We start from the raw sequence: 20,758 nt of genomic DNA, 5'->3' as shown, positions 1-20,758 counted from the left end.
GAACATGATCGGATTGTCTCTAGCAATCCGACCATGTTCTCTTTTATTTGTTTTGTTACTCTGTCAATTCACCATCACGAATACGAACCACTCGATCACAGTATTTTAACAAGCGCTCATCATGTGTCACCATGATAATCCCTTTATCTTTCTCTTTGGCCTCTTTCGCTAGCAATTGGACAACATCAAATGCCTTTTCTGTATCTAAACTAGCCGTTGGTTCATCTGCCAAAATTACGTCTGGTTCATGATACAATGCACACGCAATGGCCACCCGTTGCCTTTCCCCGCCAGAGAGATCACGAGGATAACTATTTCGTAATTCTTTTAACCCCAAAGTCTCTAACAATTGCTCTTTTAATTCACTATTTTTACGTGACTTATCAACTTTTTCAATTAAGTGAAATTGATCTTCCACTGTTAAAAATGGAACCAAATTAGAGCTTTGTAAAATAAAGCCGATTTTTTGAAAGCGTTGCGCCAAACGTTGCTTTTTCGTTAGCTTATTTAGTGATTGCCCGCCAACAATGACTTCGCCACTTGTCGGTGCCTGTAAACCAGCTGCAATCGTTAAAAAGGTACTTTTACCAGAACCAGAAGGACCAATTACTGCGACAAATTCACCTGGTTGAACCGCAAAAGATAATTCTTTTAATGCAATCACTTCTGTATGTTTTTCACCATATTTTTTATAAATATTTTTCATTTCTAAAACATTTGCCATGTCTCTAACCTCCAATCGCGATTAACGGATCAATTTTAGCAATCGTTCGAATTGAAAATGCTCCGCCAATTAATGCAGATAAAATCAATAGTACACTAAACAAAATCATGCGTGGTCCATTAGTTGCATAAGGCATTGCTTCTGGTAAAAAGAGCACGGTAATTCCCGTTAAAGCAAGACCAATTGCCACTCCTAAAACAGCCAATAAAGCGGTTTGTAGCATAACTGCCTTTGCTAAGAAACTTGTCGGTACCCCTTGAACTTTTAAGACACCGAACATTGCTGTTTTCTGTAAAGTCATCACAAAGATAAAAATACCGATAATGAACGCTGCAATCACAATCAAGAAATAAATCATGCCATCCAAGGTTAAGTTTTGAGCGCTGTATCCTGGCAGTTTTTCAATAAAATCTGAAATTGAAAGAACTTGGCTATCCTTATTAGTCGTTTTGACTTTCGCATTGTCCTTGCTGCGAACAATAAAACCATTAACCATTTTGGCCATTGCTGGATTGTCACCATATTTAATTGACCGCCAAGTATCCAGAGAAGTGTAAATAACTGGCACAATGTTATAGCTACTTTTAGAAATAAAGCCGACAATTTCTAATTGCTCATCATATTTCCCAGCCGTTAATTTGTCGCCAATTTTAAATCCTTGATTTTTCAATGTTTCTGAAGCAATCACTTGATTTTTATCAGTAAATGCGTTTCCTTCAATCACTTTTGGCATTAAAAAACTGTCTTTTTCAATCCCAAATAAGCTAACATTCGTTAATTCAGCCTTTTTATCATCTGCTGGGCGGATGGCTAGAGACTGCTGACCAATCGGTGCAATTTTGCCTCCTGAAATCGTCTCTTTCACGTTTTCATCTAACACTGATACATTTAAATTACTATTGGCCTCTTTTGATAAAACCACTTGATTCGCTTGCCATTGATCTACGGCTAAACGATTTCCTTGAGCTAAACCGTTCGCTAAACCTGACAAAATAAAAATTAACCAAGCAATCAAGACCATTACTAAGACTACAAGGACGTACCGTCCTTTTGAATACTTCATTTCATTAAATCCTAAAAACATGAATGGTTCACCTCTTTCTTCTTTTCGAAATAAACTATATCACTTATCAATCGATAAATCAATAATTATTTATCGATTGATAAGTGAATTTTACAAAAAAATAGAGAAGTCTGTTTTTCAACAGGGCTTCTCTATTTTTTATTTGTGACTTTTCAAAACGCCATGTAGCATAAATTGAATAAATTTTTTGACATCGTCATCCACTGTTTTTCGCTGGTACGTTTTTTCAATACTTAATAATGCACTAACGTTATATAAAATAAACCGAGTTGCATCATCTACACTGATGCCCTCTTGTAAGCAATTAGTTTCAGGTTCACTTTCAAAAATAGCCGCAATATTATTGATATAAGTTTTTTTGAAAATTTGATACAGCGTACGATTGTAATCAGGGCCCATTTCTTGAAACATGTCATTCAACATTAAGAAAAGATTGGTCGGATGTTCGTCTAATAAAACTTTGATTAATTGATAAAGTTTTTCTTCTACGGATGCATTTCCAGAAACAATCGGGACTAATTCTTCCTGAACACGGGACGTTAATTCTTCAATCACAGCTAAATACAGTTCTTTTTTATTTTTAAAATGGTGATAGAGATTTGGTTGGGTAATGTTCGCTTTTAAAGCAATTTCACGAGTGGAGGTATTTTTGAACCCCTTTGTCATGAATAATTCAGAAGCGACAGACAAAATAATTTGCCGTGTACGTTCTAAATCAGCTTTGCGTTTATTTGGCTTTTCCATGGTTTTCTCGCCCCCTGCTGCTTTTTATTTTAGCATATTCTCCGACAAGAAACGAGAGACCTTTATACAAAAAACGAAAAATATACAATCAATGTGCCTACTATTTGGAGAAGAGCCGCGCAATAATACCACCGCTGCAGATGTGTCAGCCAGCCTTTTTCGCCCCCAAAATAAATCAACCACTGCAGTCCATATAAAAAACTATTAGCCAACCACCAAAAAAGCAGCGCCGATTTTGTCCATCGATTCTCTCTGAATACACTCAGTACAAATAAAGTATTTAGCACCAAAAACGTGCGCCGTAATTGCCGTACATTCCTCATTTTTTCCATTGATATTTCTCCTTTTTCTATTTAGCATAGCAAAAAAAGAAGCAAATGAGAATGACTCATTTTGCTTCTTTTTCAACTTACTCAAAAACAAATTGATTTTTATAAAGTTCCGCATAAAATCCATCTTGTTCAACTAGTTCATGGTGGTTGCCTTCTTCAATGACTTCACCGTCTCGTAAAACAATAATCCGATCCGCATTTAGAATCGTTTTCAAACGATGGGCAATCACAAAACTGGTGCGCCCTTTAATTGCTTCATCCATCGCTTTTTGGATTTTGGCTTCTGTTACTGTATCAACATTACTTGTCGCTTCATCCAAAATTAATAATTCTGGATTGGTAATAATAGTTCGTGCAATACTTACTAATTGCTTTTGCCCCGTACTGAAAAGATTATTCTCTTCCGTAATCTCAGTATCGTAGCCTTGCTCAAGATTTACAATAAATTCATGGATATTCGCTTGTTTCGCTGCTTGAACAATTTCTTCATCCGTTGCCTCTGGCTTACCAAACGCAATATTCTCACGAATTGTTCCTGAAAATAAAACAGACTCTTGCAAAACAATGCCTACATGTGAACGCAAGCTATCTAAATCCATTTCACGAATGTCCACACCATCAAACGTCACGGCGCCTTCATTCACATCATAAAAGCGATTCATTAAATTCATAATCGTTGTTTTTCCTGAGCCTGTCGGTCCGACTAAAGCGACCATTTCACCTTTATCCACATGAATAGAAACATCTTTTAACACAGGCGTTTCGGGATTATAGCCAAAAACAACATGATTTAAAGCCACAGCTTTGTTAATCTCTTCTAATTTTTCGCCATTTTCGGGACGAATTTCATCTGGTTCATCAAACATCTCATTTAAACGACGAGCGCCTGTAACAGCTAATTGAATCATGCTATAACCTGAAGAAATTTGCATCAATGGTTGATAATATTGTTGAGAATATTGAACAAACATAACGACTAAACCTAACGCAGCGGCACGATCAACAGAGCCATTGATTGCTAACCAACCACCAAAGAAAATAACAATCGCCGTATTGACTAATGACATTCCTTGCATCATTGGGAAAAGTAATCCTGAATACACTTGACCTTTATACGTAGCTGCACGAACTTTTTCATTTTGCTCTAAAAAGCCGTCAATGGTTTCTTCTTGTAAGCCATTGGTAATAATCACACGTTGCCCACTAATTTTTTCATCCATATAGCCATTTAATTTACCCACTTCATCTTGCTGCAAATCGACATATTTGCGTGCCTTGCTAATCACAAAGACCGCAATTAAAATTGCAATCGGCGTAGAAGCAATTGTAGCCCATGCCAGTTCCACATTTTGCCGGAACATCATGATTAAGACCCCAACCAATAAGGCAATATTGGTTAATACTTGTAGCAACGCTTGGTTTAAACTGTTTTGGATGTTGTCCAAGTCACTGGTAAAACGACTTAAAATTTCACCATCTTGATGAGAATCAAAGAAACGAATCGTCAATTTTTCTAATTTGTTAAACAAACCAATCCGCATGCGGTTCGTCGATTTCCCCACGACTTGTGTAAAGAGAATACTGTAAATGAAACTAGCGGCACTAGTTAAGACATAAAAAATGAGTAGTTTCCAAATCACGGAAACAAAGGCGCTTTTATCGTCTTTTCCTTGCATCACATTAACCGCATATTTCGCTAATTCCTGAATAGCTTCCCCAACAAATTGCGGCGCTTTGACTTGTAAATAAGTCGCTGCGAAAATTGCTAAGAAAATAAAGAGGAAAGAAACTTTGTAACGTTTTAAATAATGATAGAAAAATTTACTAGCTTTCATTAAATCAGTCATTAAGCTTCCTCCTTTCCTTTTTGAGTTTCGTAAATTTCTTGATACACTGGGTTCGTAGCTGCTAATTCTTCATGCGTGCCTTCCCCGACTAAACGTCCATTATCCAACACTAAAATACGATCTGCATGGACAACAGAAGAAATTTTTTGGGCAATAACGATCGTGGTAGTCTCTTTTAACTCTTTATCCAACGCTTCTCGGACTAATCGCTCAGAACGTGCATCCAACGCGCTGGTACTATCATCTAAAATCAAAATTTTAGGCTCACCAATCACACCTCTTGTAATTGATAACCGTTGTTTTTGTCCACCAGAAAAGTTATTACTTCGTTCTTCGACGGGCGCATCATAACCTTCTGCTAATTTTTCAATAAATTCCTTGGCTTGGGCGATGCCTGAAGCCCGTTCCATGTCCGCTTCAGAAGCGTCACGTTTACCATGGCGTAGATTTTGCGCAATCGTGCCAGAGAACAGGATTGCTTTTTGCAACACAAAGGAAACTGTTTTTCGTAAACTGTGTTCGTTCACTTCTCGTAAATCGACACCACCAACTTCAATCTTTCCTTCTGTCGGATCAAACAAACGTGGAATTAATTGTGCCAATGTAGATTTACCAGCGCCAGTTGCACCGACAATCCCAATCATTTCACCTGGCTGAATAGAGAAAGAGATGTCTTTCAAGGTATCTTCTTCATCCCCAGGATAACGGAAAGATACGTGATCAAACTCAACACTACCAATTAACTCTTGTTCTGGGACTTTTTTGTAGGTAACATCTGGTTCTGTTTCCATCACTTCTTTAATCCGCTTAATGGAAACAGCGGCACGAGAAGTCATCATCATCATCATTCCGCCGATAATAATCGCCATCATGATTTGCATTAAATAGTTCATAAAGGAAGCGACACCACCGATTAAAGTTGGATCGTCCTTGACTAAGTTACTCACAAAGAAAATCGAGCCTACAACGGCTAAGTTCGCCACCAACATAAATGCTGGAATCATGACAGCAAATAAGCTACCTACGATTAAGTTATGGGTGGTTAATTCTTCACTCACTTTTGTAAAACGTGACAATTGATTTTTTTCTTGAACAAATGATTTGACGACACGAATGCCTAACAAATTTTCTTTTGCGATACCATTAATCTTATCAATCAAGTTTTGAATAATCATAAAATGTTTGCCCATTTGCGAAAAGGACAGCATAGAAATCAAAATAACTGCGATGACAAGTGCAACAATCACCCACCATAGTTGCGGCAAGGTTAGCATCGCTAAAATAAAACTCCCGATAAATAAAAAAGGAATTCTAAAAAGTGTCTGCAACGCAATCATAATGACATTTTGAATTTGAGTAACGTCATTTGTTAAGCGAACAACTAAGTTACCTGCTGAAAATTTTTCGATATTGCCAAATGAAAAGGTTTGGATTTTGCGGAAAGTTGCTTCACGAATGTCAGCACTGACACCTTGGGCAACTTTGGCAGAAAAAATTGTATTAATAACCCCTGCAACAAGTCCTAATCCTGCAATGGCAATTAATTGAATCCCTAAGTTTTTCATTTTGTCGCTATCGTCATTCATAATCGCTTCCAACACTTGTTGTAACAATTTTGGTTGCCAAAGTGCTGAGACAACCATTACGATCACCGCCAACAAGGCAATAACTACCGAGCCTTTATATTTTTTGGCGTGTTGAATAATAAGGTCCATCTTATCCCTACTTTCTTAAAATAATTTCCTGCTTCTTCAGTGTCGATCTGCGAGTTCTTCCCCATTACAAAAAAATCAATTTGCTCATTGACTTCACCAATTTAACACTGTAAAATAAGGCCGATTCATAATTTACCATTTTTAGTGGTAAAATACAAGCGAACAAGTTAATTTTTCACAAGTTTTTCCTATCATAAAGTGTACCTTCTTTTTGATAAACTTACGAAGATAACGTTTAATAGGAGCTAAAATCATGGAAGCAAAATTATCAAAAGACACGATTATTGCAGCTGCATTTACTTTATTAGAAGAAAGTCCTACTTTAGAGCAACTTTCTATGCGTAAAGTCGCCAAACAGCTTGGTGTACAGGCGCCCGCAATTTATTGGTATTTTAAAAATAAGCAAGCCTTACTTCAAAGTATGGCTGAAGCGATTGAAGAGCATTTTCAAGAACCAACTTTACGTGGTGAATGGTACCCTGATTTACTGGCCTTCATGGAAAACTATTATGATCTTTATCAACAATTTCCCTGTGCTGTAGCCATCGAAATCCAAACTGTCCCTGCCTATCCCCAACGATTACGCCATTTGAATCAAATGATGGGCATTTTAAGAGAAGCAGGTTTTTCACCCGAAATGACTCATTTAGCAGTAACTTCTTTACAACACCTTTTGTTTGGAATGATTATGGACGCAACGGAGGAAAAACAGCTCGTTTCGCAAGTGTTGCACGGAGATGACTATTTAAAAGAACAAGTGCAACAAATGAAACAATATGTCTCCGACAATGAGCTAACGTACATGGAAGAAAGCATCCAATTTCGGCGCTCCATCCATCAAAAATCCGCCTTTATTCAAGCCGTTAAAACCTACTTAGATGGGTTACAAGCAGATAACACCTCTTCATCTAAATAGAAAAAAGCCCTTGATCCGTCAGTCGAAATGACTGACGGATCAAGGGCTAACTTTTAAAATAAATAGCGAGAACTACTTTCTCTATTTTGGTATCGGTAGCCAAGCCAAGGCTTTTTGAATCCATTCATCCCAGAATACCCAGTCATGTTCTCCTGGTCCCGTTTCAAATGTATAGCTTGCCTGTGCCTGTTTCAACGCTTGAGCCATCTGTTGATTAGCAGAAAGTAACATATCTTGTTCCCCACAACAAAGGTAAAATTGGGGCATTTCTGTTTGACTTTCTACTAATTGTTGTAATAAATACAGCGGATCGTGAATGGAACCTTCAATTTGATCTAACGGGCCAAAAATACCTTCCCAATAGCTTCGCTTACGGACTTTTAATAATTCCCCAAAACTAGTGGATGATAAACTGACTGCCCCAGACAAAGAAGCAACAGCTGCAAAAGATTCTGGTTTCGCTAAGCCTAATTTCAAGGCGCCATAACCACCCATTGACAAACCAGCGGCAAAGGTTTTTTCTCGTTTTGTACTTAACTGTGGAAAGAGTTGATGACAAATTTTCGGTAATTCTTCTGAGATAAACGTCCAATAGTTCATATCGTATTGCGTGTCCGTATACCAAGCTAAATCCGTGGACGGCATAATGACAGCAATCCCCAAATCAGCGACATACCGCTCAATAGAGGTTCTGCGAGCCCAGACGCTGTGATTTCCTCCCATCCCATGTAATAAATACAACACGGGAATATCTGTTAATGCTGCTTGGGTACTTGTGCCCACTTTTTTTACCGTTTCTTGTGGTAAAATGACGTTCACATTCACTTCCATTTCCAATACATTTGAATAAATATTTGCTTGTAAAAAGGCCATCTACTTTTCCCTCCAATACTCTTTCTATTAGTGTACCACTAAACCTTCGCTCGTTGCGCTTTTGCGAAAATATTTAATAAAAGAGCGACAACAACTAAGCCCGCACCGACTAAGTAAACATTATGCAGACCTGCATAGAGGATACCGCGTAATGGTTTTAACAACGCAGCTGGAATTAAATTCGCAGTATGTGGATTCACTAATTGATTCATGACATCTGCATCGACGTTTAACGGGCTCGCTTCCAATTTCGCAAACATTCCTGCATTTAAAATCACACCAAAAATTGACACCATCACAGTCTGACCAATTGTACGCACCAACGTATTAAACGATGTTGCAACCCCCATTTTTTCAGGCTCCACCGTACTTTGTGCTGTCACAGTAGTCGTTGTGATAGTAATCCCAAAACCAACTCCTAAGACAGAAGACACTACAAAGAAAAGCCAAAACGGAACGGCCATTGGCATTACCACTAAAAAGATGGCCCCGACTAATAGAATCGATAACCCAATCGTTAAGACTTTTTTCATAGCATATTTTTCCATAAAGCTACTTGCTATGAATGATCCAGCCATCCAAAGTAATGACATAGGCGCTAAAACTAAGCCACCAATTCCTGCACTTTTTCCTAAAACACCTTGCATCCACATCGGAATGTAGACATCAATCCCCATTAAGAAACCACTAATAAGCGCCGCAATAAGATTCACTAAAACAAACGTCGGTTGATTAAATAAATGCAAATCAATCACTGGGTCTTGCGCGCGTTTTTCTATCATCACAAACGCTACAAAAAAGAGCACACTCAAACTCAAACAACCAAATGTTACTAGTGTAAAACCATTATCGCTAATCATTTGAAAACCTAACAATAACGTTAGCAGAACGGCCATCAAAGTAACGCTGCCCAAAATATCCATTGGCATCTTGGTCCGTTCCCGCTTTGGTTCAACTAAGAAAATACTAATCAAGCCCAATAACACAAGTCCAATAGGAACATTAATGAAGAAAATCCAATGCCAACCGACTGTGTCTACAATAAAACCACCTGCTAACGGACCAAAAATACTGGCAATCCCCCAGGCGGCGCTGTTTAAGCCTAAAATTTTCGCTCGCTTGTCCAATGAATACATGTCGGCAATAATCGTTAATGCAACTGGTAAAATTGCACCTGCACCCACACCTTGAATTGCGCGGGCAATAATTAATGTCAGCATATCTTGGGCAAAGCCACACAACGAGGAGCCCAAAATAAAAATGATAATGCCAATCATGAAGACAGGTTTACGACCAATTTTATCTGCCAGTTTCCCATAAATCGGTGTTAACATCGCATTCGTTAATAAATAAATTGAAAATACCCAGTTCATAATTTCCATGCCATGTAACGAGCCGACAATCGTTGGCATCGCAGTGGACACAATGGTCCCTTCAATAGCTGTCATAAATGTTGCCACAAAAACACTCACCGTGACTAACTTAACATTTGTTTCTTTTGCCATTTGTTCACATCCTTTTCTATTCAATTGTCAATTTTCTAAATCGCTCCATAGCTATTCTATACAAAAAAGAACAAAATGTCTTAAAAAAATGCTTTTTCGTAAAAAAATTATTGCAAACTAAAAAACAAGAAGTCAGCCAAGTATTGGCTGACTTCTTGTTTTTTATTTAATTATTCAGCTAAACTAGCTTTTAACGCTTCAACTTTATCTGTTTGTTCCCAAGGTAAATCAATATCTGTTCGACCAAAATGACCATAAGCCGCAGTTTGTTTATAAATTGGGCGACGTAAATCTAGCATTTCAATAATACCTGCTGGACGTAAATCAAAGTTTTTACGAACTGCTTCGATTAATTTACTTTCTGGAAGATCACTCGTACCAAACGTATTAATAGAAATAGACACTGGTTGCGCCACACCAATTGCATAAGCTAATTGGACTTCTACTTTTTTCGCCAAACCAGCAGCAACAATGTTTTTCGCGATATAACGCGCAGCATAACTAGCAGAGCGGTCAACTTTGGTTGCATCTTTTCCAGAAAAAGCGCCGCCGCCATGACGAGCATAACCGCCATAAGTATCAACGATAATTTTACGACCAGTTAAGCCGGCATCTCCTTGAGGGCCACCGATTACAAAGCGACCAGTTGGGTTGATAAAGTATTTTGTTTCATCATCTAAAAGTTCATGAGGAATCACCTCATTGATTACTTGTTCTTTAATGTCTTTTTCGATTTGTTCTAAGGTTGTTTCATCATCATGTTGTGTACTGATGACAATCGTATCCACACGTTGTGGTTGACCTTGCTCATCATATTCCACTGTTACTTGAGATTTTGCATCAGGACGTAAATAAGGTAAGACTTTTTCCTTCCGCAATTCTGCTAAACGGCGAACCAAACGATGACTTAACGCGATCGGTAAGGGCATTAATTCTGGTGTTTCGTCAACGGCAAAACCAAACATTAAGCCTTGGTCACCAGCGCCAATATCGTCTTTTTCATCTTGATCACGCACTTCTAAGGCTGCGTCAACCCCTTGAGCGATATCAGGTGATTGCTCATCGATTGCTACAAGAACTGCGACAGTCTCTCCATCAAATCCATATTTTGCTCGTGTATAACCAATATCTTTCACAGTTTGACGAACAATTTTTTGGATATCTACATAAGCTGTTGTAGAAATTTCTCCAAATACTAGGACTAAACCAGTTGTTACGGATGTTTCACATGCCACGCGGGCCATCGGATCTTTCTCCAAAATCGCATCTAAAATTGCATCACTGACTTGGTCAGCTACCTTATCTGGATGTCCTTCTGAAACGGATTCTGATGTAAATAAATGTCTTTCTGTCATAATGTTATTCCCCCTAAATAGTTTCGGTTACAAGGCATCTTTAGTAAGTAACGACAATTACTTGCTAAATCCTTTCGGGAACTTGTAACAAAAACAGTATACCAGATATCTAAAAAAAAAGCTTAGGTTTTCAAGAAAATCATTAACCTATTATAAATTTCTATCACACTATTCAATAAAGAATAGCGAATTTTTAACTATCTTACTTGTTGCCATAGTTAGCAAAATACTACAACTTATTAAAAACAGAAAATAAAGTAAAACCTTTACTAAAGAAAACTGTACATTAAATAAAATATAGGCACTTGCGAGAATGCCACCTAAAGTCAGCGAACAAAAAACAGAAAGATACTCTGCCACCTTTTTATCTTTGATAATTACCGAAAGCAATAGAACTAAACTTCCTAACAGGTAAGTAATAAAAGGTAAAGTAACTACGTTCTGTGGTGCCAATAGATAAAGATATGGACTCTGTTGGTTATTTAAAATAACAAAACTAATAAGTAGTTGAAACACTTGAAAAGGTACACTAATCATTACAGCAACCACTATTTTCCCAACAACTACCCTAGTTATACTGACAGAAGACAGAAGTAATAGAGGTAAGGTCATTTGCTTTTTTTCTTGAAGCATTGTACTCATGATAAACATAGCAGCAAAACTACCGGCCAAAGTAAAGCTGGAAAATAAGTTAGCTTCATTTGGCAAAACAATTCCTTCTGAACCGCCGCTTTTACTAATGAAAACTGTAAAAAAAATCAAATAAAGCATTAAACCGAAATATTTCCAAAGATGACTTTTTAATTCCAGAAACTCACGTTTAATCACTACTTGGATTTCATAAAAAAATTCTTTATTCATGGTGTCCACCTACTTTTTCCAAATAGATTTCTTCTAAATTGACTCCTATATTTGGCTCATTGAAGCAGACTTTTCCATTATTTAATATTAAAAAATTAGTACATATTTCTTCAACGAAAGCTAAATCATGACTATTAATTAAAATGATTTTTCCTGCTTCTTTTAAATGAATAATTAATTGTCGTAACTTCTTTTTCATTTCTGGATTTAAAGCATTCGTAGGTTCGTCAAAATAATAAGCTTCACTCTCTCTTAAAAAAAGCATTGCTAAAGCAACTCTTTTTTTTAATCCCTGTGACAATTTATCTACACGTTTAAACTGATAGTCTATTAATCCAAATTCTTTTAACACTTGTTTCAATTTTTTTGACTTTTGTTTTTCCCCCGACAGCTCCAATTTAAAAAGTATATTTTCTCTGACTGTCAGTCGTTCATAGAAACCACCCATTTCCGGAAGATATTCTACTTTTTTTATATAATTATGTACTACACCTTTGCTCGGCTTCAGCAAACCTAAAACTAAATAACTTAGTGTCGTTTTTCCCGCACCGTTGTGACCAAGAATCCCCCAACATTGTCCGTTTTCGATTTTCCAATTAATATCTTCCAAAACAAAATAATTTTTTTTGTAGAAAAAACTAATATCTTCAGCATAAATTCCACTGTTCTCACTCCGAATTTCTCTCATTACCTACCTCCTATAAAAACGATGATTATTTATTTATCGTAACGTAAACACTATATTTTGTAAACGATTTCTTTATCTATAACAAAAAACTTCCAGCCCCTTTCATCTGAGCTGGAAGTTTTTTGCTACTGTAAAATTTTCTCTGCGATAAAGTGTGTATATTGCTCGCCGCCTGCCACATTTGGATGAACTCGGTCATCATAAAACCAATCATCATGGGCGTTACTATAATTAAACCAGTCAATAACCGTTAAGTTATCGTATTTTTTGTCCATTTGACTAAGTAAACTATTCACTTGATTTTGCCATCTTCTAGTCGGAACGCGAACATTAATCCAATAAACTTTTCGATTACCTAACGCTTTCATAAATTCATCAAATTGTGCCTCTGTAAAAGGACCATTCGTACCTAAACTCACTAAAACAGTATCTTTGAGCATTTTCTTTTTATCTAGTTCACCAATTAGCGAAATGCTACTATACAATTGACGGCCCACTTCCCCATCGATAATCATTTTAGGGAAAATATCTTGTAACCCGCTAGCGCCATCTAGAATAACAGAATCACCAATAGTCGTGATTTCTAATTCCTTCGCTTTTTTTACTTGTTCTGGTGTGAGTTGTGTGGGTAGAACGTCTTGGCTTTCACTCGGTTTTGTACTACTTTCTGTGGACGTACTACTATTTTTAGTGCCACTTTCTTGGACTTCTTTTTTACGTTCTTCAATTTTTTGCTGATTTTTCGCAATATTTTTTTCTAGTTGCTCTTGTTGCGCACTTTTAGCGTTTGCTGGGGCAACAATTAACCCGAATACTGCAATCACGCTAATCACTGTCATAAAGGCCATTGTCCCTTTTTCACGAAGATCCCACGGTTTCCGTAAGAACTCAGTGAATTGAGTCCAGACATCCTTATAAGACAATCGTGTCAGTGGATGTTCGATAAAACGATAAGACAATTCGCTCACTACTAAAATTAATGCTATTTCAACCAATGAATGTAAAAAAACATGGTCCGATAAGGTCTTAATTTTGGCCTCATAAAAAATCATGATTGGAAATTGATACAAGTAAATGCCATAACTCCGTTTACCTATCCACGTAAAGACAGGATTCGTTAACCAACGATTCATATCTGCCCCTGGATGTGCCGTGACGGCCACTAAGACAGTGGCTGCCAAACTAATTAAAAACATGCCGCCATAATAAACAAAATTTGTATGATCAGATAATGTTAAAAAGGCTAACACTAAAAGAACTAAGGCACTTAAACCAGCGCCATTTAAGACTTTTTTGGAGGCTTCTGGAATTTCTTCTTTCAAGCGTGTGCTTGGCCAAACATACGCCAATGCACTACCGAGTAAAATAGAAAAGACACGTGTGTCTGTTCCATAATAGACACGTGTAGGATCTGCGCCAGGAACATATAAAACGGCCATCAGCGTCACCGAAATCAAGGCGCCGATTAAAACTAAACTGAAAATTCGACCGCGCTTACGAACGAATCGTTCCAGAAGAATAAAAAGTAATGGCCAAATTAAATAATTTTGCGCTTCAACTGCCAATGACCAAATATGTACAAATGGCGATTGTGTCGCAAATCCATCAAAATAAGAAAACCCTTTAAAAATTTGCCACCAGTTATTGTAATAAAAAACACTACTAGCGACAACGCTGCGAATATTGTTTAATAAATCCTGCTGAAAGAGTGTAATATAACTAACTGCACTTAAAAGCATCACAATTAATGCTGGATACAGCCGTTTCATCCTTCGCACATAAAATCCTTTTAAATCAATGGTCTGATTTTCTGCCCATTCTTGCCGCAACAAGTCGTTAATAAGATAACCTGAAACAACAAAGAAAATCGGAACACCTAAGTAGCCACCTCGCATGACTTGGGGAAAAAGGTGATACAAAATCACGCCAATTACAGCGATCGTCCGAATGCCATCAAAACCTGTAATATAGCGTTTTTTCTTGCTATTTGCTGTCTGATTCATTTGTGCTTTCCAACTTTTCTATAAAATTATTCTTTTCCTTTATTTAAAGAAGCAAGTAACTTTAATATACGTTTTTTCCTAGAAAATGGCAAGCAAACTTTGCCTCCTTTAGGCTTTTTTTACAATTCAAAAAACCAACATTTTTTAAATTGTAAAAAAACAACCAAAGCTTATGAAAATCACTCATAAGCTTTGGCTCTTTACTCATATCGTTTTCGTTTAGATGAAGATGGAATCCCTAAGGCTTCACGATATTTTGCCACCGTCCGCCGGGATATTTCCATGCCTGATTCTTTTAATCGCTCGACTAATTTTTGATCAGATAACGGTTTACTTTTGACTTCTTCATCAATTAATTTTTGTAGTTGCTTTTTAACCATCGTTGTCGAAACATCCTCGCCATCTGCTTCTGATGAAAGAATACTTGTTGAGAAGAATGAGCGTAATTCAAAGACGCCAAACGTGGTTTCTAGATATTTTCCATTGACCGCACGACTAACTGTCGATTCATGAATAGACAAAGCATCCGCAATTTCTTTTAAAGTCATTGGTTTTAATGGCCGATCTGCTTCTAAAAAGAAGGCGTCTTGACGGCGCACAATTTCTTGCCCTACGCGTAAAATTGTATCGCCTCGCTGATTCACTGCGCGCTCTAACCATTCAAATTCGTTTTTCTTATCCTTAATGTATTCTTGGACTTCTTTGTCGTCAGTCTCTTGCATTCGTTTGAAATAATTTTCTTGAAAATTTAATGTCGGTCGACCAGCTTTGTTGGAAATCACCACTATTCGATCTTCCTTGATTCGGACAGTTAAATCTGGTCGAATATACAATTCCTCGGTCGCATCAAAAATGTTCCCTGGCGCTGGCGATAACGTTTGTATATAATCAAAGATCAATTGAATTTCTGCTAATTCAATCCCGAATTTTTTAGCTAATGGGCCCCATTTACGACTGACTAAGGCATCAAACTCTTCCTCCAATAAAATATACGCTAAATTAGGCGCGGCATCGTCTCGTTCTGTTTGTAGCATCAAACATTCTTGTAAATTGCGTGCCCCCACACCTGCTGGATCTAGCTGTTGTAACAAAGTTAATGCATCTAACATTTGGATGGCACTTGCTTCAGTTTTCTCTGCCGCTTCTTCTAACGAAATCGTTAAATAACCATTCACGTCAATATATTCTACTAAAAACAAAACCAAGGTTCGCAAGTATGTATCGCGGTAATTCAAATGAATTTGATCAATTAAAGACTCAAATAATGATAAATGATAGTCTGGAATTTGATTCATATAATTATTTTCTTCGTCTTGGTTGGTGTAAGAACGACTAGTTATCGGAAAATCTGTGGTGTACTGCGTGTCTACTTGTAAATCAATCAATGGATTCTCTAACGCTTTTGTTTCAACAAAGGCAGCCAGTTCTTCCGTATTAAATTGTAAAATTTGAATGGATTGTTGAAGCTGTTGCGTCATGGCCAACTTCTGGACTTGTTTTTGTTGCTGGGACATTCGTTGCTCAAATTTCATTATTTTCGTCCTCCCTCTTGTAATTTTTGTCAATATCAGCTAAACTAGTATTCGTGCCGCGCCCTTAGTGTAGTGGATATCACGTAAGATTCCGGTTCTTGAGACGGGGGTTCGATTCCCTCAGGGCGCGTTATTCAATTACAGAAAATACTGATTGTAAGAGACATTTTCCTTTTGAAAATGTCTCTTTGCTTTTTCACCTTCTTCATTGTAGCCTATAATGGTACTTTTTTCTATCTACCATATAAAATTTCTAATTATTATAATTTTAAAAAATAGTTGAAAAGACCAATAGAATCCTATTGAGTGCTAAAAAAGAATTTTTACAATATAGATGGTATAGAAATCAGTTAATCAGGTACATATCTTTGCTCCATAAACAAAAATGAGAACGAATTACCCTCAAGATAATTCGTCCTCATTCTTTTTATTTAAAATTACCTACCTAAACTTAGGTGACCTGTTACATTTTATGCTCTCTTTCAGGATTTTTCACTAAGTTAGCTCCTAATAATCCAGATAGAGAAGTAATAATTAAGCCAACGACCATTGCAACAAATCCCCAAATTGACGCTTTAGCTGTCGTATTTGACGCATCTTCTGCCGCTTGTCTTGCTTCATCGATTGATTCTTTCAAATCATCTTTAGCTTTATCTAAATTAGTACGTGCAGTATCAATTTGTTTTTGGGCTTCATCACTGGCTGTTTTTAATTCATTGTAAATATTATCTGTTGCTTGTTGTGCTTCTTCTTGAGATAGGTCACTATTTTTAGCTACCGCATTCGCAATCGCATTTTTATCTACAGAATCGCCAATTTTTTTCGCTTGGTCTTGTAAAGAATCAGCTGTTGAATCAAAAACCTTATCTGCATTTTTTGGATTTTTCACAATTTCTTTACCAGCATCTTTAATTTTATCAGTCGCTTCGCTCATTTGATCTTTTAAATAATCTGGTTGAAGTTCTGGAACATCCGTATCTTTTAAATATTTGTTTACATTGTTTTGTAGTTCTTGTGTATTGACCGTGCCAATTTCATCAGTTACTTTATCAAAACCTTTTGAAATCGCATCGCCGGTAGTAGAAGCAACTGCCCCAACACTATCCCCCACACCAGAAGCCACATTTCCTAAAAGGGAACCGATTGCTGAAAATGCACTAACTGCTGTATAGCTCACTAGAAGCATTACTACAATCATACTTGTTGCCCATGTTAAGAAACCGTGTAATAAACCAATTCTTTTAGCCGCTACACCAGATACAAATCCAGCAGCCATCAGAGATAATACAATAGTAATAATCGTCCAAATAATGAGGCCAGTCCCAACACCATCTAAAGGGTTATTTGATGTCGGTTTTAAAGTACCGAATCCGATTGCTGATCCAATAAGTCCAAGAGTCATAAAAATAGATAAAAATGTAATTACACCAGCAAAAACTGCTCCCCAAGAAATATTTGTCCCCGCCTCATCGTCTGTAAAATAAGATCTAAATCGTGTGTTTCTTTTTTCCATTTTATACACCCTCCTAATTTTAGTTACAGTAAAAGTATATAATTTGTTATTTATTAATACAAATATTTTGATTTAATATAACGATATACTCTAATTAATGTAATTTTTTTTTTGCGCTTTTATATAATAAAAATACAAAAAAACTGATAAAATCATCGTTTGTTTTATCAGTTTTTAGTAATCTCTCTCTTTTTCAGCATTCAATAAATACTTTCACAAAAAAAACAGCGAAAGATATTTTCTATTGTTTCTATTATTTATAAGACACCTGTAGTTTACTACACACGATCATATTTTTTCATTTTTTATCTGTCCTTTATCCCTGCCTACTACTATTGCTAATTACTCAACAAATTTAAAGTTTTCTATCTTTCATAGAAGAAATTATTAACTTCAGCCATTAGCTAAAAAAAAAACGGACCAACACATGGTCCGTTTTCATTCATTATTAAGCTTTTACGATGTTCGTAGCTTGTAAGCCGCGTTGACCTTCTTCAGTATCAAAAGTTACTGCTTGGCCTTCTTCTAAAGTTTTAAATCCATCTGATTGAATAGCTGAAAAATGTGCAAATACATCATTGCCATCTTCACCTGTGATAAATCCAAAACCTTTGTCTGCGTTAAACCATTTTACTGTACCGTTGTTCATATATATTTCCTCCTAGTGCATAAAAATATGCAAGTTATTGCAAAAAATGTTGAGTGGCAAAAGGAGAAGTATAGTTTTTAAATATATAACTCGAATTACTTGTCAAAATTGATTACTTATTTACTATAACACATTAACGAGGAATATACAAATATAAATAACTTTTAAATGGTAGAAACACATTTGTATGCTTAAATTCATTTATTTAAGTCAGAGAAACATTTATTATATCGGTGCCTCTTCTAACGACCAATGCAAGGTACCAGAATAAGTTCCTATTACATCTGAAGGTGTTAACATAAATTTTAATTGTCCGTGTTTATCTAATTTATCCGTTCCTGAACCTGCCCAAATTAATTGTTCCTCATTGTTTATAGTTATTTTTTTGTCTTTTTTCACAAACAAGAAGGGCCCTCTAAGAATTTGATTATTTGAATTAGCCATTGGGTGAAGCAGCTTTACTTTTACAGACCACTTGCTTTTATCAATATGACTTGAATCATTTATTTGTATCTCCTCTTGATTATTTGCAGCGATTAAAATTTCCTTTGAAGGAATTTCTTGTATACCAAAATTTAATTTTTCTGGTAGTTGTAATTTCACACCGTCTTCGAAGATAAACTTTCTTATTTCTTCGTTAGAACGTTCCCCTAGTGAAGACTGCAAATAAAATCGAATCTCTTTTCCAGCCCAATCATCGGGGATTTTAAAAAGCACAGTGTCTTCTTTTTTAACGTTTCCACCAGCGTATTTTTTAACAATCTTTTGTTCCTCTCCACATTGAGCAACGAACATGACGTCTACTGCTTCATCATGGCTAAATTCATAATTTATCTCTTTTTCTTTTGAAAATCTTGAAATAATTTCTGGATTTTCGACATTTTTTAGATGGATCATTAAGGGTGCTTCTTTACGATAATGGTGGATTTTCGTTTGTATTTGGGGCATAAATACCGCTTGATCATTTATTTTATTTTCTCTCAATGGTTGATAACCTGCAAGTACTGGATAAAAATTTGAAAGATCCGTAGATGTTGTAATAAGTCCTGTTACTGACCCTTCTGGTAACAGCTCTTTATTATCTTTATCTAGGTATTTAATTTTTATCTCACTTAAATAATCAATCTTCGTTTTCATCTCACCTAACAACTGTTGTTCTTGTTCAATTGTTTCTACTAGCGTCGGTTGTAGCTCAAACTTATTATTTTCAATAGCCTCCATCGCAACAACTCGATTTTTTCCACCAATAAAAGTATGATGAACTGTGAATTGATAGGTATTATCGTAAAATTCTTCATTGGTTAAAGTTGATGATTTGATACTCACCAACAAATTACCTTCTTGATCGACTTGCTGATTAAACCATCCTGTACGATCAACGCCATAAAAATCTTTGATCGTGACATTTTTTAAACAAAATTGGTTCTGTTGCGGTTCTTTTATCAGGTACGTCATGGTTGAAATCTTGTTGTTTGTTTCAGTGGAAGGAACAATTTGTTGAAAATTTGTGACAACCTCATTATTTATAATTTTTTGATCAGAAGTTTTTTGAACCTGTGCGTATGGATACTCTACATTAGGAAAAAATTGAGATAAATATTGTACTTCCGAAATTCCTGCTGTTCCAGAACGTGTATCATTATTTTTAATAATAAATTCAAATTTATCGATTGCTTTTGTAGTAATAGCAATTTTTCTAGAATCATACTCAAAGGTCGAACCATCACCTGTTCCTGTCAGAGTCATTTCATTGTTTCGTTGTTGATAAGCAATAGCCGAGTCGGGCGTAGCAAATAGGTGATCAATGGTTTCGTCAGAATTATTAATAGTCACATCTTTCCATTTATTTAGTCCTTTAAAATTAAAAGTCGTTTTTAAAGGGAAGGGTTGCAAGTCTTGATTCAAAAATTCATAAGTAACTTTTGCAACTCCACCTGACCAGATTTGTAATCGTAAAAATTTTTCTTTAGTTAATAACAAATCTGTTCCTAAAGGCTTTAGCATCTCCAATGTCACTTTGACATTTACCATTTTTCCTTGATAAACGCCAACGTTTCTAATAAGTACAGCACTTAATGAAGTAGATGCTTTTCCCGTAATCATCTTATCACTTTGCACATTTCCAGTTATTTTCTCAAATGTAGTTAACTCACCATTCCTCATAATGAATGTATTTTCTGCTGGAATTTTTTGGGTGTAGGCATCTTGATAATACGGGGATTCAATAATTTTACTTGTTTCTTCAGCAAATACACTTTTCCCCAAAAAACAACAACAAAAAAGCACAGCTCCGAAAAATAATAATTTTTTCATCTTTTCAACTCCTTTTAACCATGGTGCAACAAACTCGTATATTATTTCACCTACTCATTAATACATATATATCCATAAAAAAACAGTTGTATTTTTTGCTTCCT

The 20,758-nt window shown here is 36.2% G+C and carries 16 protein-coding genes, 1 tRNA gene and 1 riboswitch; of the genes, 2 read left to right on the top strand and 15 right to left on the bottom strand.

What is annotated here, in order from left to right:
• Positions 1-55: 55 nt before the first annotated feature.
• From IGL49_RS02665 to erfC, 5 genes are all read right to left on the bottom strand, one after another.
• Positions 56-724 carry an ABC transporter ATP-binding protein gene (locus IGL49_RS02665; protein WP_002363221.1) on the bottom strand — a complete coding sequence of 223 codons (669 nt, stop codon included), beginning with the start codon at positions 722-724 and terminating at the stop codon, positions 56-58.
• Between the two features lie 4 nt (positions 725-728).
• On the bottom strand, positions 729-1,808 hold the full coding sequence (locus tag IGL49_RS02660; protein WP_104855276.1) for an ABC transporter permease: 1,080 nt from the start codon (positions 1,806-1,808) through the stop codon (positions 729-731).
• 138 nt (positions 1,809-1,946) lie between these two features.
• On the bottom strand, positions 1,947-2,552 hold the full coding sequence (locus tag IGL49_RS02655; RefSeq protein ID WP_002355664.1) for a TetR/AcrR family transcriptional regulator: 606 nt from the start codon (positions 2,550-2,552) through the stop codon (positions 1,947-1,949).
• Between the two features lie 409 nt (positions 2,553-2,961).
• A complete protein-coding gene (gene erfD / locus IGL49_RS02650) occupies positions 2,962-4,731 on the bottom strand; it encodes a multidrug ABC transporter ATP-binding protein/permease ErfD (RefSeq protein ID WP_010712040.1) in 1,770 nt (589 codons plus the stop codon).
• Positions 4,731-6,446, bottom strand: coding sequence for a multidrug ABC transporter ATP-binding protein/permease ErfC (erfC, locus tag IGL49_RS02645; protein ID WP_002355662.1), 1,716 nt, complete (start codon positions 6,444-6,446; stop codon positions 4,731-4,733). Before erfC ends, erfD begins: the two co-directional genes overlap by 1 nt.
• A 253-nt stretch (positions 6,447-6,699) precedes the next feature.
• On the opposite strand from erfC, the gene IGL49_RS02640 reads away from it, so the two are divergent.
• Positions 6,700-7,362, top strand: coding sequence for a TetR/AcrR family transcriptional regulator (locus IGL49_RS02640; protein ID WP_104855278.1), 663 nt, complete (start codon positions 6,700-6,702; stop codon positions 7,360-7,362).
• An 81-nt stretch (positions 7,363-7,443) separates the two neighbouring features.
• On the opposite strand, the gene IGL49_RS02635 is transcribed toward IGL49_RS02640, so the two are convergent.
• The 7 genes from IGL49_RS02635 to rpoN form a co-directional block, all read right to left on the bottom strand.
• On the bottom strand, positions 7,444-8,235 hold the full coding sequence (locus IGL49_RS02635; protein WP_104855279.1) for an alpha/beta hydrolase: 792 nt from the start codon (positions 8,233-8,235) through the stop codon (positions 7,444-7,446).
• Positions 8,236-8,273: 38 nt separating this feature from the next.
• Positions 8,274-9,740 (bottom strand): MDR family MFS transporter, encoded by a 1,467-nt coding sequence (locus IGL49_RS02630; protein ID WP_104855280.1) that lies wholly within the window; start codon positions 9,738-9,740, stop codon positions 8,274-8,276.
• Between the two features lie 170 nt (positions 9,741-9,910).
• Complete coding sequence (gene metK / locus IGL49_RS02625) at positions 9,911-11,095, bottom strand: methionine adenosyltransferase (protein ID WP_010712036.1); 1,185 nt, start codon at positions 11,093-11,095, stop codon at positions 9,911-9,913.
• Positions 11,093-11,188: riboswitch (SMK box riboswitch) on the bottom strand. (Overlaps the previous gene by 3 nt.)
• A gap of 75 nt (positions 11,189-11,263) precedes the next feature.
• Positions 11,264-11,956: a hypothetical protein gene (locus IGL49_RS02620; protein WP_104855316.1), complete on the bottom strand. Its 693-nt coding sequence runs from the start codon at positions 11,954-11,956 to the stop codon at positions 11,264-11,266.
• A complete protein-coding gene (locus IGL49_RS02615) occupies positions 11,949-12,644 on the bottom strand; it encodes an ABC transporter ATP-binding protein (RefSeq protein ID WP_104855317.1) in 696 nt (231 codons plus the stop codon). The genes IGL49_RS02620 and IGL49_RS02615 overlap by 8 nt, the downstream gene beginning before the upstream one ends.
• 125 nt (positions 12,645-12,769) lie before the next feature.
• Positions 12,770-14,647 (bottom strand): acyltransferase family protein, encoded by a 1,878-nt coding sequence (locus IGL49_RS02610; protein WP_104855318.1) that lies wholly within the window; start codon positions 14,645-14,647, stop codon positions 12,770-12,772.
• A gap of 200 nt (positions 14,648-14,847) precedes the next feature.
• Complete coding sequence (gene rpoN / locus IGL49_RS02605; protein ID WP_164982902.1) at positions 14,848-16,179, bottom strand: RNA polymerase factor sigma-54; 1,332 nt, start codon at positions 16,177-16,179, stop codon at positions 14,848-14,850.
• A 58-nt stretch (positions 16,180-16,237) separates the two neighbouring features.
• Between rpoN and IGL49_RS02600 the strand changes: the two genes are divergently transcribed.
• A tRNA-Arg gene (locus IGL49_RS02600) sits at positions 16,238-16,309 on the top strand.
• 333 nt (positions 16,310-16,642) lie between these two features.
• On the opposite strand, the gene IGL49_RS02595 is transcribed toward IGL49_RS02600, so the two are convergent.
• The 3 genes from IGL49_RS02595 to IGL49_RS02585 all read right to left on the bottom strand — a co-directional run bounded on the left by IGL49_RS02595 (position 16,643) and on the right by IGL49_RS02585 (position 20,654).
• Positions 16,643-17,692, bottom strand: coding sequence for a hypothetical protein (locus IGL49_RS02595; protein ID WP_104855319.1), 1,050 nt, complete (start codon positions 17,690-17,692; stop codon positions 16,643-16,645).
• 448 nt (positions 17,693-18,140) lie between these two features.
• A complete protein-coding gene (locus IGL49_RS02590) occupies positions 18,141-18,341 on the bottom strand; it encodes a cold-shock protein (protein WP_104855320.1) in 201 nt (66 codons plus the stop codon).
• Positions 18,342-18,566: 225 nt separating this feature from the next.
• On the bottom strand, positions 18,567-20,654 hold the full coding sequence (locus IGL49_RS02585) for a hypothetical protein (RefSeq protein WP_104855321.1): 2,088 nt from the start codon (positions 20,652-20,654) through the stop codon (positions 18,567-18,569).
• Positions 20,655-20,758 lie beyond the last annotated feature (104 nt).

Origin of the sequence: Enterococcus sp. DIV1337a, from assembly GCF_051712285.1 — a bacterium.
In the GTDB taxonomy this organism is placed as follows: Bacteria; Bacillota; Bacilli; order Lactobacillales; family Enterococcaceae; genus Enterococcus; species Enterococcus faecalis.
This window is presented reverse-complemented; position numbering and strand designations above follow the sequence as displayed.

Coding starts and splice junctions, on each gene's coding strand:
- IGL49_RS02630 (WP_104855280.1), bottom strand. CDS start 9,740: ATGGCAAAAGAAACAAATGTTAAGTTAGTCACGGTGAGTGTTTTTGTG.
- IGL49_RS02635 (WP_104855279.1), bottom strand. CDS start 8,235: ATGGCCTTTTTACAAGCAAATATTTATTCAAATGTATTGGAAATGGAA.
- IGL49_RS02655 (WP_002355664.1), bottom strand. CDS start 2,552: ATGGAAAAGCCAAATAAACGCAAAGCTGATTTAGAACGTACACGGCAA.
- IGL49_RS02615 (WP_104855317.1), bottom strand. CDS start 12,644: ATGAGAGAAATTCGGAGTGAGAACAGTGGAATTTATGCTGAAGATATT.
- IGL49_RS02640 (WP_104855278.1), top strand. CDS start 6,700: ATGGAAGCAAAATTATCAAAAGACACGATTATTGCAGCTGCATTTACT.
- erfD (WP_010712040.1), bottom strand. CDS start 4,731: ATGACTGATTTAATGAAAGCTAGTAAATTTTTCTATCATTATTTAAAA.
- IGL49_RS02620 (WP_104855316.1), bottom strand. CDS start 11,956: ATGAATAAAGAATTTTTTTATGAAATCCAAGTAGTGATTAAACGTGAG.
- IGL49_RS02585 (WP_104855321.1), bottom strand. CDS start 20,654: ATGAAAAAATTATTATTTTTCGGAGCTGTGCTTTTTTGTTGTTGTTTT.
- IGL49_RS02590 (WP_104855320.1), bottom strand. CDS start 18,341: ATGAACAACGGTACAGTAAAATGGTTTAACGCAGACAAAGGTTTTGGA.
- erfC (WP_002355662.1), bottom strand. CDS start 6,446: ATGGACCTTATTATTCAACACGCCAAAAAATATAAAGGCTCGGTAGTT.
- IGL49_RS02595 (WP_104855319.1), bottom strand. CDS start 17,692: ATGGAAAAAAGAAACACACGATTTAGATCTTATTTTACAGACGATGAG.
- rpoN (WP_164982902.1), bottom strand. CDS start 16,179: ATGAAATTTGAGCAACGAATGTCCCAGCAACAAAAACAAGTCCAGAAG.
- metK (WP_010712036.1), bottom strand. CDS start 11,095: ATGACAGAAAGACATTTATTTACATCAGAATCCGTTTCAGAAGGACAT.
- IGL49_RS02660 (WP_104855276.1), bottom strand. CDS start 1,808: ATGTTTTTAGGATTTAATGAAATGAAGTATTCAAAAGGACGGTACGTC.
- IGL49_RS02610 (WP_104855318.1), bottom strand. CDS start 14,647: ATGAATCAGACAGCAAATAGCAAGAAAAAACGCTATATTACAGGTTTT.
- IGL49_RS02665 (WP_002363221.1), bottom strand. CDS start 724: ATGGCAAATGTTTTAGAAATGAAAAATATTTATAAAAAATATGGTGAA.